Below are 17,529 nucleotides of genomic sequence, written 5' to 3'. Positions count from 1 at the left end.
AAAACGGATAAAGCTTCTGGGTATAACGTTTTGTTATACCCGATGATTTTGTTGCAATTTACCCAGTCCTTTTTCTTTGATATGTTAATGATAAGAATTAAACAGAGCAGCAAAGGAAGTGAGGATGTCAATGAAAGGACAATGGAAAACACTGTTCCAATTATTTTGGACCTTTTTTAAAATGGCACCTGTGACATTCGGAGGCGGGTTTGCGATGATCCCCTTAATCGAAAAAGAAGTAGTGGAGAAAAGAAAATGGCTGACAAACGAAGAAGTTACGGATGTTTTTGCTTTATCTCAATCCGTACCGGGAGCTGTCGCCATTAACTCCGCCACCTTTATCGGCCATCGAATTGCCGGAATGAAGGGCGCAATGGCAGCCATGATTGGTGTTTCATTACCTACATGTTTAATTGTTCTAATCCTCGGCATTTTGTATTTTTTCATTCACGATAATCCGAAGATAGAATCCGCATTCATATCGATTAGAGCTTCGATAGTGGCCATCATCGCTTATGCGGCTATCAAGATAGGAAAAACGGCTATTGTTGACAAATCAACTTTCTGTATTTTGATAGTTGGAATCCCAGTCCTTTTCTTCGTTCACCCTGTTTTGGTTATATTAGCAGGGGCTATAACAGGTATTGTGACCATCTCTATTAAGAGGAAATTAGGTTTCGATGTCAAGATGGACCGAAAAGAAAAGAAAATAGAAGAAAACGATTTCGAATACTTCATGGGTGCTGGCATATAGGTTCCATGAAAGATCACAGTTATTTTTCTGAAGGTTATAGGAATAAACGGTCTAACTAATTTTCAAGAAAGTGTGTGATGTATAATAATGGAATTGTGGGAGTTGTTTAGCACCTTCTTTATTATCGGCTTTGTATCGTTTGGAGGCGGATACGCCATGATTCCTGTAATAGAATCGGAAGTCTTACAGCATGGGTGGATGACGACGCAACAATTTACCGATGTAATCGCTATTTCCGGCATGTCTCCCGGGCCTATCACCACCAATAGTGCCATTCTCGTAGGCTATTCGACTGCTGGATTAGCAGGAGCCATATCATCCGTTCTCGGAATCTTGCTTCCAGCCATTATACTCGTAACCGTTATAGCCACCTTCTTCAGCAAATTGAATCATTATCCAGTTATTCAATCGATGTTTTATGGATTAAGACCCGTTGTCACTAGTTTAATCCTCTTTGCAGCTATCAGCTTTGCACTTTCCAATCATTTGATAGCCCTGAACTTTTCTTGGCATACGATAAGCTTATTACTCGTTTTTGGATTATCGTTATTTGCCCTATTGAAATTACGCTGGCACCCAGCCTATGTCATTATTCTTTCTGGTTTAGTTGGTGTTGTCCTCTATTCATAACGACTAGCTCACACAACCATTATGCGTTGGGTTAATCAATATGAATCGGAATTCTTAAACATTGATAACACTTAAACTGATGGAAGAGCGAGGTGACATCGCTCTTTTTAATTATTTTTTACCAATGTTTCCATACACCTTACAAAGTAAAACCCTGAATCTAATGATTCAAGGTTTATTTTCATGCTTATTCTCATTATTAAGAAGTACGTTTCTTCGTTTCATTATCTACCGGCTGAAATCGCGGATAACCAATCAAGATGGCTATGACTCCACAAAGGCCAATTAGTATTGGGTAATATGAATACGGCAAGATGCTTATCGGAGAAATATGTGCTACCCCAGCTGCAACAAGCAGTTGTGCCCCATATGGAATTAACCCCTGAATGCAGCATGCAAAAACATCAAGCAAGCTCGCCGATTTACGCAGATCAATCCCATACTTTTCAGCAATATTTTTGGCAAGTGGCCCGGCAATGATAATTGATATCGTGTTATTTGCCGTGGAAAGGTTCGTCAAACCAACAAGCCCGGCAATGCTGAATTCAGCCCCTTTTTTAGTTTTGCTGTTTCGGGTCACGAGGTGGAGAAGATAATCGATACCTCCATTATGCTTGATTACAGCTACCATGCCTGCGATTAAAATGGCCAGGAAAGAGATTTCATACATTCCCGCCATCCCTTCTCCGATTTTTTGAATGACACCCAACGGTTGATAACTTCCATCCGCCAAGCCGATAATTCCGGCAAATACGATTCCGATGGATAGGACCAGGAACACATTTACACCTGCCAATGCAGTGATCAATACACAAAGATATGGAAGGATCTTCACCCAATTATAAGAATGTTGAGCGATGGCAGCTTGTTCACCCATTGTTAAAACTCCAAGGATGACACATGTGATGATGGCCGCAGGTAAAACAATGAAAAAATTCACTTTGAACTTATCCTTCATTTTCGTTCCCTGCGTACGAACTGCAGCGATTGTCGTATCTGAAATGAAGGAAAGGTTATCCCCAAACATCGCACCACCAATAACGGCCGCCATTGAAAAAGCAAGCGAAATATCGGTTTGCTCACTAATTCCCACCCCAATAGGTGCTAGTGCTACAATCGTTCCCATGCTCGTCCCCATGGATAGAGAGATAAAGCAAGCGATGATGAAAATCCCTACCATTAATAGATTTTGCGGAAAAACCGCTAAGGCAAGATTCACCGTAGATTCAACTGCCCCCATGCCATTTGCAACTTCGGCAAAAGCGCCTGCCAAAAGGAAAATGATAACCATTAACATAATATTGGCGTCCCCGGCACCTTTACAGAAGATATCAACCTTATGATTGAGTGTCTCTTTCCGATTCATTGCCAATGCAGCTGCCGATGCAATTGAAATCGCTACAATCACCGGAAAAGAATAAAAATCTTTAGTAATGATTCCGGACCCTATAAATAAAATTAAAAAAACGACAAATGGGACCAATGCCCACGGATTCCCTTTATTGTTTGCACTCATGATGAACACCTCTTTTTATTTTTCCCATGACATGTGTCACAGCACTTATTCTTCTAACATTTTTCGTAAATAACACCTTCATGGAAGCTATAGCTAAAAATACTTTCAGCATAAAAAAGACCTCTTCCATTAAACACAACAAGAAGAGGTCTTTTAATTTATAAAAAACGCCCTCCTTATCTTTCAGGCAAAAATCAGCCTGCTGGATTTGGCACAGCACTCCTATTAAAGTCTGCTGCCGAGACATCTTCGGGCCAGTCCCTCCGTCTCTCTTGATAAGAAGATTTAAATTATATAATGATATTATCAAATGCACCGGTGTCCAAGAGAAAAGAAGCAGGCTGGTAAATTGCTATAACCGCTCCAAGTTTACCTCTGTCCACTCTCGGAAAGTGACATCGAAAGCCTTATTGAAAAGCAAATATAAGAGTACAGCATTTTATGTATTTTCGCAAGGTTTAGTTTAAAAGCATTTCAAGTGTGGACCTTAATATTATAAACGGACTTTTACATGTACAGTAAATAAGGTTTTTGGGTTAATTGTGATATTTGGATGAAATCTCGAATAATGTCATTTGTCGGGACGGAACTAAAATAAAAAGAGGTCTAAGGACCTCTTAGCAAATTTGTTGTATTAGGTTTGGTGAATTATTTTTAGTTGAATTCACATCAGTCGATACCTCAAATGCTTCCATTTGTTCAGAATCGAATGATTTTAAATACTGCTGCAGAAAGGCAGGATCATTAATGGATGGATTCAACCAATCTTTTTCATCTTCAGGTTTAAGGATGACAGGCATGCGGTCATGAATGCTGGTCATTAGCTCATTAGGAACGGTTGTTATAACTGAGCACGAATAGATGTTGATTCCTTCTGGAGATTTCCAGGATTCCCAGAGACCGGCCATTCCAAATGGCGCATGATTTTTAAGCTTTATTCGCATGGGTATTTTTCGCCCGGGTTCCTTCTTCCACTCATAAAATGAATCAGCGATTATCAAGCATCGTTTCTTCTTATACGCATTCTTGAAGCTTGCCTTCTCAGCAATGGTTTCCGCTCTGGCATTGATCATTTTGTAGCCCAGTTTTTCATCTTTTGCCCAGAAAGGAATGAGTCCCCACCGAAGATATCCAAGTCGATTCCTTGCCCCGTCATTAATGACGGATAGCACGGAGTGGGAAGGTGCAATATTGTAGCTGAATTGGTATTCTTCATCAAAAGGTCCTTGAATATTAAACCGTTCTTTTATTTCTTCAATGTCCGTGAAAAGCGTGAAACGTCCGCACATAATATCGCCTACCGTTTTAGGATTTATTACAGTGTAACAAATGGGACGGGCAGGTACAAATCAGCGTTCTAAAATCCTGATGTCGGTAAATGGTTGATTAAATAATTCGCTGGAAATCAAAAGTGTGCCCAGGACTTCCCTCTCATCTTCAGCTTTAATGATTTCTGACAAAATTAAGGTACTGCCATTCCTAACCGTTACATTATATTCATTCATAGGATCCCCCTCATTAGGCTAGATGGTTGTTATTATAAACCAAAAACCCACAAGTATCATTATTGACCTTTAGTAGAGTCGTAGTTAATCCACTAATGATGAGTCTATATAAAAGTTCACCGCTATTTACATATACATAAAAAAGACTGTCCATGAATGATCACAGACAGTCTGGTCAAAAGGTTTTTCACTTCAACAAATTTTTACTGATAATGATAATCGGATAGCAAAAAGGTCGATGAGGAATGCCTCTTGTTATTGCGTGGGAGATACCCATAATCCATGTCCATATATTATTTAAAATTCAGCAAAACCTCATTTATTAAATGTGCTGCCAATGTAACCGTTTTATTATTTTCGTCCAAAGAAGGATTCACTTCCGAGATATCAAAGGAGAGGATCTTTTCATTTGATACGACATGCCTAATAATCGCACGGACCAATTTCGGATTAAGTCCAAACGGAGAGGGTGCACTTACCCCAGGTGCGTAGGCTGAATCAATAACGTCCGTACATAATGTAAGAATAATGAAGTCATTTTTCTTAACGAATTCATTTATCCGCTGCTTGGTTTCATCCATTTCGTTCAATGACAAATCTTCTTCCAATATGTAATCGACCTTATTCCTCTCAGCAGTTTCAAACAGGGCCTTCGTATTTCCCTGTTTCTGAATTCCTACACATAAATATCCACACCTTTGATCCTCGTCCAAAATCTGCTTAAACATCGTTCCTGATGAACTTTCTTTTTCATAAGGCCTCATATCAAAGTGAGCATCAATATTAATGATTCCTAACCTAGCCTTTGGTCCAATGTATTTTCTAATCCCAAGATAATGGCCATAAAAGGTTTCATGTCCTCCGCCAAGTATGATAGGAATCGCTTTACTCTCCAATATTTTAGCAACAGCTGATCCCAGTTGAGTTTGGGCAGCCTCCATCTCTGGACCTTCACACGTTACATTTCCAGCATCTAACAGCTCGGTTTGGGAAGATAAATGACATGGTAATTTTGCCAAGGACTTCCTAATGTGATCAGGACCCTCTGCAGCACCAATCCTGCCTTTATTCCTTTTGACTCCTTCATCACATTTGAAGCCAATCATTCCAAAGGTTCTGGATGCTTCGGAAGAGATGGGTAATTCCGAAATCGGTGCCAAACGTACTCGTTGGTGGTATCTGAAGCTGTCCATGTCAGTATGGGAATCAACCCTTCCATTCCAATAATCCAAATTCGGTTTAATATACATAATTTTCTCCTTTATTTTAAAAATTCCAAAATATCTTTTTTAAAAATTATAAATGAGATAATATATAATTACCAATACTAAATTTTAATATATCTATAGTTTAAAGCTATAGAAAGGAGAATATATGGATTTGCGCCAACTTCGTTATTTCACTACCATTGTCCAAGAAAAGAATTACTCCCAAGCTGCTAAAATACTACATATATCTCAACCTTCCTTAAGCAATGCCATCATGAAATTGGAAAAAGAAGTTAGTTTGCAGCTTTTGGAACGTAATACAAGGGGGCTAGAGCTTACGGAAGAAGGGGAGATTTTTTATACGAGATCTGTTGACCTGTTAAGAAAATTCAATAATATGCAAGTGGAACTTGAGGAAATGAAGGATGTTGGAAGTGGAACAGTATCAATAGGTTCCATTGAATCATTCAAATTTTGGTTCCCGAAGTTAATCAGGAACTTTAAAGTCAATTATCCTAATATTCATATAAAAGTCAGGGAAATATTAGGGGAAGAGAAAGTTATCGATTCGTTAAATCGGTATAATGTTCATTTCACCATCACGAACCAGCCCATTAACAACGAGGAAATCGTGTCCACCCCCCTATATAATGAAAAATTCATGCTTTTGATCCATAAAGATGATGAGTTAAACAAAAAAGAGTCCATCACTTTCCAAGACCTTGCAAAGAAAGAATTGATCATCAGTACAACTGGATTTCAAACAAGAGATGATATCTTAAAAGCATTTAAGGATGAAAATGCAATTCCCAATATCTTATACGAAATAGAAAGGCTTGAAGCAGCTTGCAGTTTGGTGGAAGAAGGACTTGGGGTTACAATTTTACCGGAAAGCTATATAAAATCCGCTGCAACACGCAATACTGCAATTCGTGCAATAGATTCGAATTCATTGGAAAGGACTGTTTACCTGGCCTATTTGAAAGATCGATATCTGTCTCCTGCAGTATGTAAGTTGGTAGAGGAAATACATAGCTTTTTTAAGTGGGATGTTAGGAACGATGCCTAAATGCTGATTCTCTACTTTAAAGGAAAAGACACCATTGCTCATTGTGATTCACTTTATACAAAGAAAATACTTTAGACTTCCTGCCAATGAGCTAGGTTTCCCACTCATATTTGCAGGAGGTTCATGTGTTTTCACTATCCATCCGTATTGTTTTTCCTCACTAATAAATAACGTCCTAACGCTCACACTCCACGCATACTTGTTCAAGTATAGCATAGCGCTTTTTAGGAAGTTCTTATTCCCTCTGCTTCACATCGCAAGTTATAAAAATACTGGATAGTTTCCTTTTCATTTAGGATGGATTTTTTAAGTCCTTGTAACGTACGCATCCCAACTCTTCTATCTATCAGAGAAAGAATCTTTATAATCATATCATCTGATTTTAAGGAAATTTCTATTGGTAAATTAAAATATTCTTCAACCGCATAAAAAAAGTCATACTGTGCAAAAATCCCCTCTGCTTTAATCATTTCATGTGCTTGTATCCCTATCTCATAGTTCTGATTTCCATTATAGACATCGTATTCAATACTTTTGGCATTTCTTATTTCATTTTCTTTTCTGAACATTTCTCTATCAGATGTTATCGTACACATATTTAGGATTTCCTTTTTATCAACAGTAATAAAAGCTCGTCCTAATCGGTCGTGAGCCTTTCGATAATTCGTAACAGTAAACTGAACTCTATTTTTTAGAGAGTCACAGATAAAACTCTCTAACTTTTTCTTTACTTTACTCCATGGTTGATTACGCAAGTTTTTATTCTCCTTTACAGTTTTCAATTTCCACAAAAGTATATTTCTTTCATTATTCTATTCTGCTTGTAATGAACTATAGAGGTATATGTTTAAAGAGTAACAATCTACACAAGTTTAGCCATCTTTATTTTTGCGTTCGATCACTTCTTGAAATGCTTGTTCACTTGCAGAAAATGATGATGCAAGTAAATGGATAAAGAAGTCTTTCAACCGTGTATTTTTGCTTTTGCTTAATTCAATTTTTGAATTTTTACTATCAATTCACTTAACGACATTCTGAATCCCTCTAACTAACATTCTTTCATTCGTTTGTTTCAATCATATATCAAAAGAGAAAGTGAACATAACCTAAATATAAAAAATATAATCCTCCGGCAAGACTCTTTTTAAGAACCTCTTCGTTCTTTCTTCTTTTGGATTCACAAAAATTTCTTTAGGCGATCCCTCTTCCACTATGACACCTGCATCCATAAAAATCACTCTGTTTGCAACATCCTTTGCAAAAGACATTTCATGCGTGACGACTAACATCGTAGTTCCTTCTTTGGCAATTTGCTTCATCACCGTCAGTACTTCACCGACCAATTCCGGGTCCAATGCCGAAGTTGGTTCGTCAAATAAAATAATGTCAGGGTTTAAAGCAACCGCTCTCGCAATGCCCACCCTTTGCTGCTGCCCGCCTGAGAGTTCACTAGGGTAAGCATCATATTTTTCTGACAAGCCTACTTTTTCCAATGCTTTTTTACCAATCTCATATGCTTCTGCTTTCGCAATCTTCCTTCCAATAACCAGTCCTTCCGTTACATTTTCCAATGCGGTTTTATTAGTGAAAAGATTATAATTTTGAAAAACAAAGGCTATCTTTTGCCTTATTCCATGAATCACTTTTTTAGATGCCGTTTTAAGACTTACATCAATATCTCCAAAAACGGCATGTCCTTGATCTGCTTTTTCAAGAAAGTTAATGCATCGAAGTAAAGTTGTCTTACCTGAACCACTTGGACCCAGAATTACCACCACATCTCCCTTGTCTATATTTAAATCCACACCTTTTAAAATCTCATTCTCACCGAATGATTTATGAATATTTTTAATTTCTAGCATTTCGGCCACACCTCCTCATTTCAGATACTCACGGCTTTAAACCTGCTTACTCGTTTTTCATACCTTTTAAACAAGTATTCCACCAAACTACATAAAATTAGGTAAACAAGAAAGATATCAATATATGCTTCAACATAATTGTAGCCAACATTGGCAGCTACTTTGGCTTTTAAAGTGATTTCCTGCAATGACAAAGCATAACCTAATGATGTCGCTTTAATCAGATTGACTGTTGCTGTACATATATTCGGTAATGCCACTACCAATGTCTGTGGAATGATAATTCTTCTAAATGCTTGCACAGTTGTTAATCCGACAGCATACGAAGCTTCAAGCTGCCCCTTGCTCACTGTGCTAATTGCCGAACGAAACACCTCTGTAAGAATAGCTGTCGTATTCAACGAGAAAACAATGAATGCGTACCATATCGGATTTACATCGTATACATTCATTTCGACAGCATACTTTTCAAATATCGAAGTCAGCATTAATGGCACACTGCTATATATAATGAAAATTTGGATAATGACGGGCGTTCCTCTGACAAATGAAACGTATACCTGTGCTAAGCGATTCAATACCGGGATTTGATTTATTCTTGATAAAGCAAGTAAAAACCCTAATGGCAAGGCAATAATCAAAGCAACAATTGTAATGAATAATGCGGTCGGCACCCCCGATAACGCTACAAAAAAGGTTTCCACTAAAAACCTATAATCCAGACCTTCTGACATTCTGTCACCCCTCTATGCAGTTGTTATCACTTGTTTTCCTTTACTGAATGCCTTTTCCAATTTTAAGAACAGTTGTTCAATGGCAATCGACAATGTCCAGTAAATAACCGCCAATGCAAGATAAATTTCTAATGCATGTGTGTTATAGTTCCCGGCGATTATAAGCTCTGCCTTCCCCATGATATCTATCAAGCCGATTGTATATGCTAAAGACCCTTCTTTCATTAATTCAAGTAAGCTGTTACCGAAGTTTGGTAATGCGACTACGAAAGCCTGGGGTAAAATAATTCTCCGGTAAGCTTGCGTATTGCTTAATCCAACGCTTACTGCCGCTTCAAATTGCCCTTTATCAATAGATTCAAGCGATGTTCTGATCACTTCTGACATTGCAGCCGCAAATTGAAGCGAAAATGTTATGACTACAAATACTGCTTTATCAATATCATTAAGATTTATGCCAAATTTCCCTGCAATTGCAGGGATACCATAATAAGTCAAAAAAAGCAGAACTATAGAGGGCGTACATCTCAGTACCGTTGTATATCCATAGGCAATTTTCCTGGCGATTTTACTATTTCCAAGTTTCATGACTGCTAAGATGAAACCTATGATTGTCCCGAACAAGACCGATAGACCCGTAACGATTAATGTTACTTTTAGAAAAGGAACTAACATTGGTACCGACTCTACTATGTAAGCTAAATCAAAGTATTTTTCCATGTTTCACCTCCATATGCTTTCATTGAAGATTCGAATTTTCAAATCCAATCATTCTATTGAAGGCCAGTACCTAGAAACTTGCCATCTCTTAAAATACCAAGGGTTATCCAAGAAAACCCATATTAAGAAAATGACAAGTCATAACCTATTGATTGACATTCTAATGCTTGTTTTGCTAAGGGCTTCGTTATCTCTCTACAGTTCCCAAAACTTCGAATAAATCCCGGCCATAAAACTTTTTGCTTAACTCATTTGTCTTCTTTTCGTCTTTAATTTTTTTAATCGCTTCATCATAAGCATCTGCGAATTTTTGTTCTTTTTTGTTGAATAATGGCCAGGTTTTAATGACTGCAAATTCATTGTAAACTAGATCATCCACTAAATTATGATAGGGGCCATCGTCGGCCACTTGCTTCTTAAAAGCTCCCTCGATCGCTATTCCACCGTCGACACGGCCTTCATTTACCCATTGAATTACATCTACAGTGAATGCATCTCCGGCTTTCAATTTCACCTTATTGTCCGGATTCGCCTGATTATACTCATCAACGATCGTGTATTGAGCGTTGTTTGCTGCGATTGGTGCTAAGGAGAAGCCCGCTGAAGCAAAGTCCTTGAGATTTTTGATCTTTGAATTTTCTTTCTTTAAAACAAGGCCCGCACTGCTTAATCCAAGGAATTCTTTAGGAAAGATGAACTTCTCAGTCCTTTCCTCTGTCCAGAAAGCATTTTTAACCCCCACTTGATATTTACCTTGTTCAATGCCTACTAACAGGTCATCGCTTGATGTGCCAATATATTCGAATTCGTATGCCGGTAGTAATTCATCAACCAATTTCATAACTTCCACATCATATCCAGTTGGATTTCCCTTCTCATCCAGCCAAGACATAGGTTTTGACGCCTGGTCATAGGCTACTTTTACCTTTCGGACACCTGAATTGCTACCTGAATTTGCATCGGCTTCATTACTCGTTGATGTACCTGATCCGCACCCCGCTAATATGGTTACCAACGCTAAACCGATAGTTAAAACATGGCGAATTTTTTTATTTTTCATAGTGAATCCCCTTTCGTTTTACGAAGTTTTTTTTACTTGCATTTGTATTTCCTGAAATTCAAAGGAAATACATACATCACCTTCTCTACTCAATACCAACTATTTCGGTAGGTTAAGTAAGTCATTTGGTTATAAACATAATAGATGGATACTTTTGTAAAGTCAATGTGTATATTTAAAATTTTCAAGCAACTACACACACCTGTTTTATTAATAGAGGTGTAGTTTATCTGCAAATCCTTAATTTCCTTGACAACTAAACACACCTTAATTATTATTTAAACCAATAAGATTAATATGAATTAAAACAAAAACAGAAGGTAATAGAAGGAGGGAACCGTGTGATTAACCTATTCATTAAGACGGAGAGTCAAAAATCCTGGCTGAAAAAATTATATGAAGTAGAATCAAAATTTAAAAATAATTCTGCTCAAATTGATGAATTGGCCTTTTTTCCGAAAGAACATATTCAAGATTTAATTCGTATGGGATATACAAGTTCAACTCTTCCCAAATCCTATGGTGGCGGAGGGTTAAAAGTTTATGACATGATTCTCCTTCAAGAAACATTGGCTAGTTTTGATTCAGCGACTGCGCTATCCATTGGTTGGAACCTTGGAGTGATAGGAGACCTTTTTGAACAGGAAAGTTGGACAAAAACGAACTTAGATTTTATTGCTGGGGAAGTTCTTAATGGCGCTTTAGTGAACCGCTCCGTTAGTGAAGCGCAAACTGGCAGTCCAACTCGCGGGGGACGCCCCGGAACGAAGGCAGTCAAAAAGGGAGATTACTGGGTTATTTCCGGACGTAAAACCTATACAACCATGTCCCCAGTTTTAACTTATTTCCTAGTTTCAGCATGGATCGAGGAAAGGCAAAAGGTTGGATTTTTTCTCCTGCATAAAGATTTGGATGGGCTCTACATAGATGAAACATGGGACGTAATTTCAATGAGGGGGACAGGAAGTCATGATTTGGTCCTTAAAGATGTTGAAGTGGATGATTCAAAACTTGTTGAGTTACCTGAAATGCCAAGTGGAAACAGATTCAATGCGTGGATCCTTCATATTCCAGCCTGTTACCTTGGCATTGCGCAAGCTGCAAGGGATTACGCCATACACTTTGCCAATAACTATTCTCCAAACAGTATAAATGCACCTATCAGCCAGCTGGCTAATGTCCAACAACTGTTAGGAGAAATTGATTTGGAATTAATGAAAGCCAGGCATTTCTTATATAGCGTTGCCGAGGCTTATGATGATGAATCACGAAGAATTCATTTCACAAATGAGCTGGGGGCTGCAAAACATATTGTTACAAACGCAGCCATTACAATTGTCGATAAAGCCATGCGAATAGTCGGGGCAAAAAGTCTTCAACGCAATAATCCACTCCAAAGGCACTATAGGGATGTAAGAGCTGGTTTACACAATCCTCCGATGGACGATGTAACGATAAAGAATTTAGCAAAATTGGCAATTGAACAGACAAAATCCAATGTAAGCGGCCATCCACTATTGAAATGATCAGATTTGATAAAAGAAACGCTATGATCTATAAATAACCCCTGGATTCTCTTTTCATAGAGAATCCAGGGGTTTTCCATTTTTTGAGTCATACAGAATTCGATTTTATTCTTGGAGCATGCTTGGCTCCCTCAAGAAAAGAAATTAATTGGTGACACTACCATCATCGTCTGGATCTTCAATATCCGCCGGATCTTTTTCCAATAGTGCCTCTTTGTCTTTTTCGTTCCATTTTGTTTTATATCCTAGGGATTTCGCTACTCTTAACACCGGTAAATACGATTTTTTATCTGGTTTAAATGTTTCTAAGTCCCCTGTTCCAATTGCACCCAAACCAAGTAGCAATTTGTCTGATTGGATATAGGGTTTTTCATCTATCAGTTTCATTTGTTCAGCTGTATAAGGATAAACGGCTCCATTCACTTTTAAGGTAAACGGTCCTTTCTTTTCTTCTTTTATTTCTTTTGGCTGTTTCGATTTATAGGATACATTATACACTCCTTGAACAGTTCCTTCTCTCGTATTATCGGCTCCGCCATACATTTTCCCCTTTTCATAATCAAAAATAACAGCTTGCACATTTCCGATATGTTGGGGTTTTTCTTCATAAACATGGCCTTTTGCCATTAACTCCAACCTTGTATTTTGTTCAATTCCCGGTTCCCATCTAACTGTCGGATAACCAGCAGAGTAAACACGTGGCGCAAGTATCGCATCTTGAATTAGCATTTGATGATCAAGCACGTTCATAATCGTTTCAGATACCGATGCTATTATCGTCGCTCCGCCTGGTGAACCAATGGCCATGAAGGGATTACCATCTTTTAATACGAAGGTCGGGGACATACTGCTTCTCGGTCTTTTTCTTGGTTCCACCTGGTTAACTCCACCCGGTGTGGCATCAAAATCGGTCATTTCATTATTAAGCATGAATCCATAATCAGGTACCATGATACCTGATCCGAACACTTGTTCGATTGTAGTCGTATAAGCAACCATATTTCCCCACTTATCCATTACAGAAAAGTGAGTCGTTTGTCCGATTGGGGTTTTCTCTTCTTTTACCTTCTCCATTGAAGTGGGTTCTTTGCCCTCATACTTCCATGGATCACCTGCTTTGACATCAGCTGTTGATCTATTTGGATTAATTAGTTTTCTTCTTTCTTTTATATAATCTTCATCCAATAGTCCTTTTGTTGGTACATCATAAAAATCTTCATCTGCCATATAGGCAGCGCGATCGGCAAATGCTAGATGCATGGCTTCAGTTAGATAATGAAGATACTCAGGGGAGTTTGCCCCCATCTTTTGTACATCGAATCCTTCCATTAGCTCCAGGATTTGTTGGACAGTCAAGCTGCCTGAACTTGGTGAAGCTGCCCCCACCACTTCAAATCCCCTATATTCCGATCTAATTGGCTCTCTCTCTTTCACCACATAGTTTTCCAAATCCTCGGTTGTCATCGTTCCTTCACGTTTTTGAACTTCTTTCGTAAGGGCATCCCCGATTTCGCCTTTATAAAAAACGTTAGAACCTTGTTTTTTTATTAACTTAAGAGTCTTTGCCAGATCTGGCTGAACAAGGGTATCTCCCTCTTCCAATGGTTTTCCATTTGGTACAAAAACGTTTGCAGCCGCTTGGTTATTTTCAAGTTTTTTTACATTTTCACCGATATATTGAGCTGTTGCCCAATTGACTTTCACCCCATTTTCAGCTTGTTTAATGGCCGGGCCCATAACTTGTGATAATTTCAATGTACCATATTTATCAAGGGCCGTTTCCATCCCCTTTAGGGTTCCAGGAACAGCAACCGCTTTCCCGGACGTGTGCCGTTTACTAAAAGGAATAGGTTTTCCCTTTTCATCTAAAAAAAGTTCAGGCGTAACATTTTGCGGTGCCATTTCGCGGCTATCGATCATCGTTATTTTATTTTCCTTTTTATTATAAATCATGATAAAGCCACCGCCGCCGATTCCAGACATCATTGGCTCAACTACATTTAATGATAATTGAATGGCAGCTGCTGCATCGACTGCATTTCCACCTTGTTTTAGTATCTTTATACCCGCTTCAGCTGCTAAAGGGTGGGAAACTGATACGATTCCTTTTGTTGCTCCCCTTCCCATTGACTCATCCACTCCAGGGACACTTGCAAAAGCTGGTGTGATCATACAAAAGAAACTGAAAGTAACTAAAATAAAACTTTTTAAAAATTTCATGAATTAGTCTCCTTTCAAAATAAAACAAATTAGGGTTTTATCATAAGGCAAGTGGAAGTACGAACAGATGACTTTAGTAGGAATATGCTGGTTGATCTCGATATAAAAGCAGTCTGCACATTCCCATTGGGCGTTGCGTTCTCAATGATGTTTCACTTCAAAAAATCACCCCCCAAATGGTTCAGCTCTAACCTTTTCCTTCCGGTTTGATAATCCGAAGGCTTAATTCTTCTCTAGACTTTGCTTATGATTCAGGATATTGGGAGTGTCGTGTTTGTCACTCTTCCAAAGGTATTGTAAAGCCAGTAATATGATAAATGCAGATAACCCAACGATATCCGATATCGTTTCAGGATAGATTAATAGTAAACCAACGATTATGGCGAGGACTCTTTCTAACCAGTGCATCTTCCTCATCCAGTAACCTATAACACCCGCACCAATTGCAATCATGCCGGACATTGCTGTAAGAACGACCCAGGCAACCTCCATCCAAGTTGTATCGATCATTAACATTTGTGGGGAGAGAACAAAAATATATGGAATGATGAATGCCGCGATTGCAAGTTTTGATGACTCAATCCCCGTTTTTATCGGTTCACCGCCTGCTACCCCCGCCGCTGCAAATGCCGCTAATGCAACTGGAGGGGTTATATCCGCAATAATGCCAAAATAGAAGACGAATAAATGTGCAGATAAATCAGGAACACCAAGCAAAATTATTGCAGGTGCCGCAATCGTCGATGTGATAACATAGTTGGCGGTTGTAGGTGAACCCATTCCCAAAATAAGTGCCGCTACCATCGTTAGCATCAGTGTTGGAATCAAATATCCACCAGACAAATCGATTAAACCATTAGCCAGCTTCAGCCCTAACCCTGTTTTCGTAACTATTCCTACAATAATGCCGGCTGCTGCGGTAGCAGCTGCCACCGCAAGTGCTGTCCTGGCTCCATCCACCAATGCATAAATGATATCGATGAATTTCATGCGGACATCCTTGTTTATGAATCCTACGAGAACCGAAATAAGGATGGAATACAAGGCTGCATGTGTAACCGTGATATTCAGCATGAGCAAGATGATAATGGCGATGATCGGAATTAATAAATAAAATTTGCCGAACACTTCCTTTTTACTTGGCATTTCTTCCTTCGTCAATCCACGCAATCCCAGTCGTTTCGCTTCAAAATGGGTCATGATCCAAATTCCTGAAAAGTAGAGGATAGCTGGAATCGCAGCCGCCTTTGCTATATCCCAATACGTTATCCCGTTCCCGATGAACTCCACCATTAAAAATGCCGCTGCCCCCATTATCGGAGGCATTAATTGACCGCCTGTCGAAGCCGCTGCTTCCACTGCCCCAGCGAATTCCTTCTTATATCCAAGATTTTTCATCATTGGTATCGTAAATGCACCTGAAGTGACAACATTAGCTACAGAGCTCCCGCTGATCGTTCCTTGCAGAGCACTGGAAAAAATCGCAACCTTTGCGGGTCCCCCTATCCTTCTACCGGCAATAGCCGTTGAAAGATCATTGAAGTATTGACCGACACCCGTTCGGACAAGAAAGGAACCGAACAATAAAAATAGGAAGATGAATGTCGATGACACCGCTAACGGCGTACCCAAAATGCCCTCTGTCGAGAAGAACATCGTTTGTACCAAACGTTCCAGAGTTAAACCGCGATGGGCTAGGAAGCCCGGCATATACTGTCCAAAAATCCCATAGAAAACGAATAAAATTGCGATGACCATTATCGGAAGCCCTACTGCACGCCTCGTTGCCTCTAAAACCAACAGAATGGCCATTAAACCAACTGCAAAATCCAAAGCTCCTAAGCGCCCAACATTCATGACAATATCCTCGAAAAATAATGGCCAATAGGCACCTACCCCAATACTAAGGATCGCTAAAAGGATATCGAACCAGGCAATTTGAAGCTTTCCTTTTTGACGCTTTTTCCGGTTAGCAGGAAATAGTAAAAAAATCAGGGAGAGTGCAAACCCTAAATGTATCGTCCGTTGGATTTGTGCTGTAAAAACACCAAAAATAGCAGTATATAATTGGAATAGAGAAAAAGCTAAGAGTCCAAAAAATGCAATGTGTCCCAAGAAGCCAGTTAATTTCCTTGTCCCAGCTTCAGGATCGTACTTTTCCAATAACTCCTGTTGTTCCGCTTCGGTTAAATACTTCACTTTTTCTTTTTCAGCCATTAATCCTCACTCCTTTCAACTGTTCCCATATTGAAATTTTTTCCGATGAAATCCTGACCCATGTTCCTGGCTTAATAAAGTCTGCCAATGTATATGTTTTTTCATCATATACTAATCGATGGTTAGCTCTGACTTGTCCTAGCCGTAAATCTATATAAGCGAAACTGCGATTCATATTTTTTATGAAGTAGGTCCCGTCTTTCTCTTCGAATACTTCCTCCCCCTCTGCATTAGAAGGCATACCGACTGCAAAATCGTAAAAAGCAAGTTCGGTTTGTTTGATTTGCCTACCGGAAAAACGATATGATTCCAGTACATCCGAGAGGTGGATGGAGTGTGTATACTTAATTTGGAAATTTTTTTTGCTTTTCAATGGCAAGTACGCGACTAATTCCCCTTGGTCCTGGTAGGAAAATGCAATGACATGTTTATACGGAAAAAATAATAGAAAAGCGATGATCAGAGGTATACCAAACGCCATGAATGTCTTGAATTTCATAGGTACCCC

Annotated in this window: 16 protein-coding genes, 1 pseudogene and 1 riboswitch; of the genes and pseudogenes, 4 read left to right on the top strand and 13 right to left on the bottom strand. The window is 38.9% G+C overall.

Features of this window, described 5'->3' with window-relative positions; all coding sequences use genetic code 11:
* Positions 1-124: 124 nt before the first annotated feature.
* Both ACDZ29_RS21635 and ACDZ29_RS21630 read left to right on the top strand, forming a co-directional pair.
* The gene (locus ACDZ29_RS21635) at positions 125-754 is read left to right on the top strand and encodes a chromate transporter (protein WP_289324801.1); all 630 of its coding nucleotides are present in this window, start codon (positions 125-127) and stop codon (positions 752-754) included.
* A 156-nt stretch (positions 755-910) separates the two neighbouring features.
* A complete protein-coding gene (locus tag ACDZ29_RS21630; protein ID WP_375088626.1) occupies positions 911-1,384 on the top strand; it encodes a chromate transporter in 474 nt (157 codons plus the stop codon).
* Positions 1,385-1,583: 199 nt separating this feature from the next.
* Here ACDZ29_RS21630 and ACDZ29_RS21625 read toward each other — a convergent pair whose 3' ends face one another.
* From ACDZ29_RS21625 to hutG, 4 genes are all read right to left on the bottom strand, one after another.
* Positions 1,584-2,900, bottom strand: coding sequence for a Na+/H+ antiporter NhaC family protein (locus ACDZ29_RS21625; RefSeq protein ID WP_375088625.1), 1,317 nt, complete (start codon positions 2,898-2,900; stop codon positions 1,584-1,586).
* Positions 2,901-3,073: 173 nt separating this feature from the next.
* Positions 3,074-3,182, bottom strand: a riboswitch (SAM riboswitch).
* A 335-nt stretch (positions 3,183-3,517) separates the two neighbouring features.
* Positions 3,518-4,189 (bottom strand): SOS response-associated peptidase, encoded by a 672-nt coding sequence (locus tag ACDZ29_RS21620; protein WP_289316670.1) that lies wholly within the window; start codon positions 4,187-4,189, stop codon positions 3,518-3,520.
* 60 nt (positions 4,190-4,249) lie between these two features.
* Positions 4,250-4,405 (bottom strand): hypothetical protein, encoded by a 156-nt coding sequence (locus ACDZ29_RS21615; protein ID WP_155727292.1) that lies wholly within the window; start codon positions 4,403-4,405, stop codon positions 4,250-4,252.
* A 293-nt stretch (positions 4,406-4,698) separates the two neighbouring features.
* Positions 4,699-5,655 (bottom strand): formimidoylglutamase, encoded by a 957-nt coding sequence (hutG, locus tag ACDZ29_RS21610; protein WP_375088624.1) that lies wholly within the window; start codon positions 5,653-5,655, stop codon positions 4,699-4,701.
* A gap of 124 nt (positions 5,656-5,779) precedes the next feature.
* On the opposite strand from hutG, the gene ACDZ29_RS21605 reads away from it, so the two are divergent.
* Positions 5,780-6,682 carry a LysR family transcriptional regulator gene (locus ACDZ29_RS21605; RefSeq protein WP_375088623.1) on the top strand — a complete coding sequence of 301 codons (903 nt, stop codon included), beginning with the start codon at positions 5,780-5,782 and terminating at the stop codon, positions 6,680-6,682.
* 224 nt (positions 6,683-6,906) lie between these two features.
* Here ACDZ29_RS21605 and ACDZ29_RS21600 read toward each other — a convergent pair whose 3' ends face one another.
* The 6 genes and pseudogenes from ACDZ29_RS21600 to ACDZ29_RS21575 form a co-directional block, all read right to left on the bottom strand.
* A complete protein-coding gene (locus ACDZ29_RS21600; RefSeq protein WP_289324795.1) occupies positions 6,907-7,437 on the bottom strand; it encodes a hypothetical protein in 531 nt (176 codons plus the stop codon).
* 120 nt (positions 7,438-7,557) lie between these two features.
* Positions 7,558-7,715 (bottom strand): annotated as a pseudogene (locus ACDZ29_RS21595) (IS1595 family transposase); the annotation flags it as partial.
* Positions 7,716-7,788: 73 nt separating this feature from the next.
* Positions 7,789-8,544: an amino acid ABC transporter ATP-binding protein gene (locus tag ACDZ29_RS21590; protein ID WP_375088622.1), complete on the bottom strand. Its 756-nt coding sequence runs from the start codon at positions 8,542-8,544 to the stop codon at positions 7,789-7,791.
* A 20-nt stretch (positions 8,545-8,564) separates the two neighbouring features.
* On the bottom strand, positions 8,565-9,278 hold the full coding sequence (locus ACDZ29_RS21585; protein ID WP_375088621.1) for an amino acid ABC transporter permease: 714 nt from the start codon (positions 9,276-9,278) through the stop codon (positions 8,565-8,567).
* 12 nt (positions 9,279-9,290) lie between these two features.
* Positions 9,291-9,998, bottom strand: coding sequence for an amino acid ABC transporter permease (locus ACDZ29_RS21580; RefSeq protein WP_375088620.1), 708 nt, complete (start codon positions 9,996-9,998; stop codon positions 9,291-9,293).
* A gap of 187 nt (positions 9,999-10,185) precedes the next feature.
* Complete coding sequence (locus tag ACDZ29_RS21575) at positions 10,186-11,058, bottom strand: transporter substrate-binding domain-containing protein (protein ID WP_375088619.1); 873 nt, start codon at positions 11,056-11,058, stop codon at positions 10,186-10,188.
* Between the two features lie 341 nt (positions 11,059-11,399).
* Here ACDZ29_RS21575 and ACDZ29_RS21570 point away from each other — a divergent pair, with 341 nt between their 5' ends.
* On the top strand, positions 11,400-12,584 hold the full coding sequence (locus tag ACDZ29_RS21570; RefSeq protein ID WP_375088618.1) for an acyl-CoA dehydrogenase family protein: 1,185 nt from the start codon (positions 11,400-11,402) through the stop codon (positions 12,582-12,584).
* A gap of 144 nt (positions 12,585-12,728) precedes the next feature.
* Here the strand turns inward: ACDZ29_RS21570 and ggt are convergent, their stop codons facing one another.
* The 3 genes from ggt to ACDZ29_RS21555 all read right to left on the bottom strand — a co-directional run bounded on the left by ggt (position 12,729) and on the right by ACDZ29_RS21555 (position 17,520).
* Positions 12,729-14,804: a gamma-glutamyltransferase gene (ggt, locus tag ACDZ29_RS21565; RefSeq protein ID WP_375088617.1), complete on the bottom strand. Its 2,076-nt coding sequence runs from the start codon at positions 14,802-14,804 to the stop codon at positions 12,729-12,731.
* Between the two features lie 222 nt (positions 14,805-15,026).
* Entirely contained in the window at positions 15,027-17,021 is a 1,995-nt protein-coding gene (locus tag ACDZ29_RS21560) for a TRAP transporter permease (protein ID WP_375088616.1), read from the bottom strand.
* A complete protein-coding gene (locus ACDZ29_RS21555) occupies positions 17,014-17,520 on the bottom strand; it encodes a DUF1850 domain-containing protein (RefSeq protein WP_375088615.1) in 507 nt (168 codons plus the stop codon). Before ACDZ29_RS21555 ends, ACDZ29_RS21560 begins: the two co-directional genes overlap by 8 nt.
* Positions 17,521-17,529: the final 9 nt, after the last annotated feature.

The sequence above is a fragment of the Peribacillus sp. RS7 genome (assembly GCF_041956845.1).
Lineage (GTDB): Bacteria > Bacillota > Bacilli > Bacillales > DSM-1321 > Peribacillus.
This window is presented reverse-complemented; position numbering and strand designations above follow the sequence as displayed.

Coding starts and splice junctions, on each gene's coding strand:
- ACDZ29_RS21575 (WP_375088619.1), bottom strand. CDS start 11,058: ATGAAAAATAAAAAAATTCGCCATGTTTTAACTATCGGTTTAGCGTTG.
- ACDZ29_RS21620 (WP_289316670.1), bottom strand. CDS start 4,189: ATGTGCGGACGTTTCACGCTTTTCACGGACATTGAAGAAATAAAAGAA.
- ACDZ29_RS21585 (WP_375088621.1), bottom strand. CDS start 9,278: ATGTCAGAAGGTCTGGATTATAGGTTTTTAGTGGAAACCTTTTTTGTA.
- hutG (WP_375088624.1), bottom strand. CDS start 5,655: ATGTATATTAAACCGAATTTGGATTATTGGAATGGAAGGGTTGATTCC.
- ACDZ29_RS21555 (WP_375088615.1), bottom strand. CDS start 17,520: ATGAAATTCAAGACATTCATGGCGTTTGGTATACCTCTGATCATCGCT.
- ACDZ29_RS21605 (WP_375088623.1), top strand. CDS start 5,780: ATGGATTTGCGCCAACTTCGTTATTTCACTACCATTGTCCAAGAAAAG.
- ACDZ29_RS21625 (WP_375088625.1), bottom strand. CDS start 2,900: ATGAGTGCAAACAATAAAGGGAATCCGTGGGCATTGGTCCCATTTGTC.
- ACDZ29_RS21630 (WP_375088626.1), top strand. CDS start 911: ATGATTCCTGTAATAGAATCGGAAGTCTTACAGCATGGGTGGATGACG.
- ACDZ29_RS21580 (WP_375088620.1), bottom strand. CDS start 9,998: ATGGAAAAATACTTTGATTTAGCTTACATAGTAGAGTCGGTACCAATG.
- ACDZ29_RS21615 (WP_155727292.1), bottom strand. CDS start 4,405: ATGAATGAATATAATGTAACGGTTAGGAATGGCAGTACCTTAATTTTG.
- ACDZ29_RS21560 (WP_375088616.1), bottom strand. CDS start 17,021: ATGGCTGAAAAAGAAAAAGTGAAGTATTTAACCGAAGCGGAACAACAG.
- ACDZ29_RS21590 (WP_375088622.1), bottom strand. CDS start 8,544: ATGCTAGAAATTAAAAATATTCATAAATCATTCGGTGAGAATGAGATT.
- ACDZ29_RS21635 (WP_289324801.1), top strand. CDS start 125: ATGTCAATGAAAGGACAATGGAAAACACTGTTCCAATTATTTTGGACC.
- ggt (WP_375088617.1), bottom strand. CDS start 14,804: ATGAAATTTTTAAAAAGTTTTATTTTAGTTACTTTCAGTTTCTTTTGT.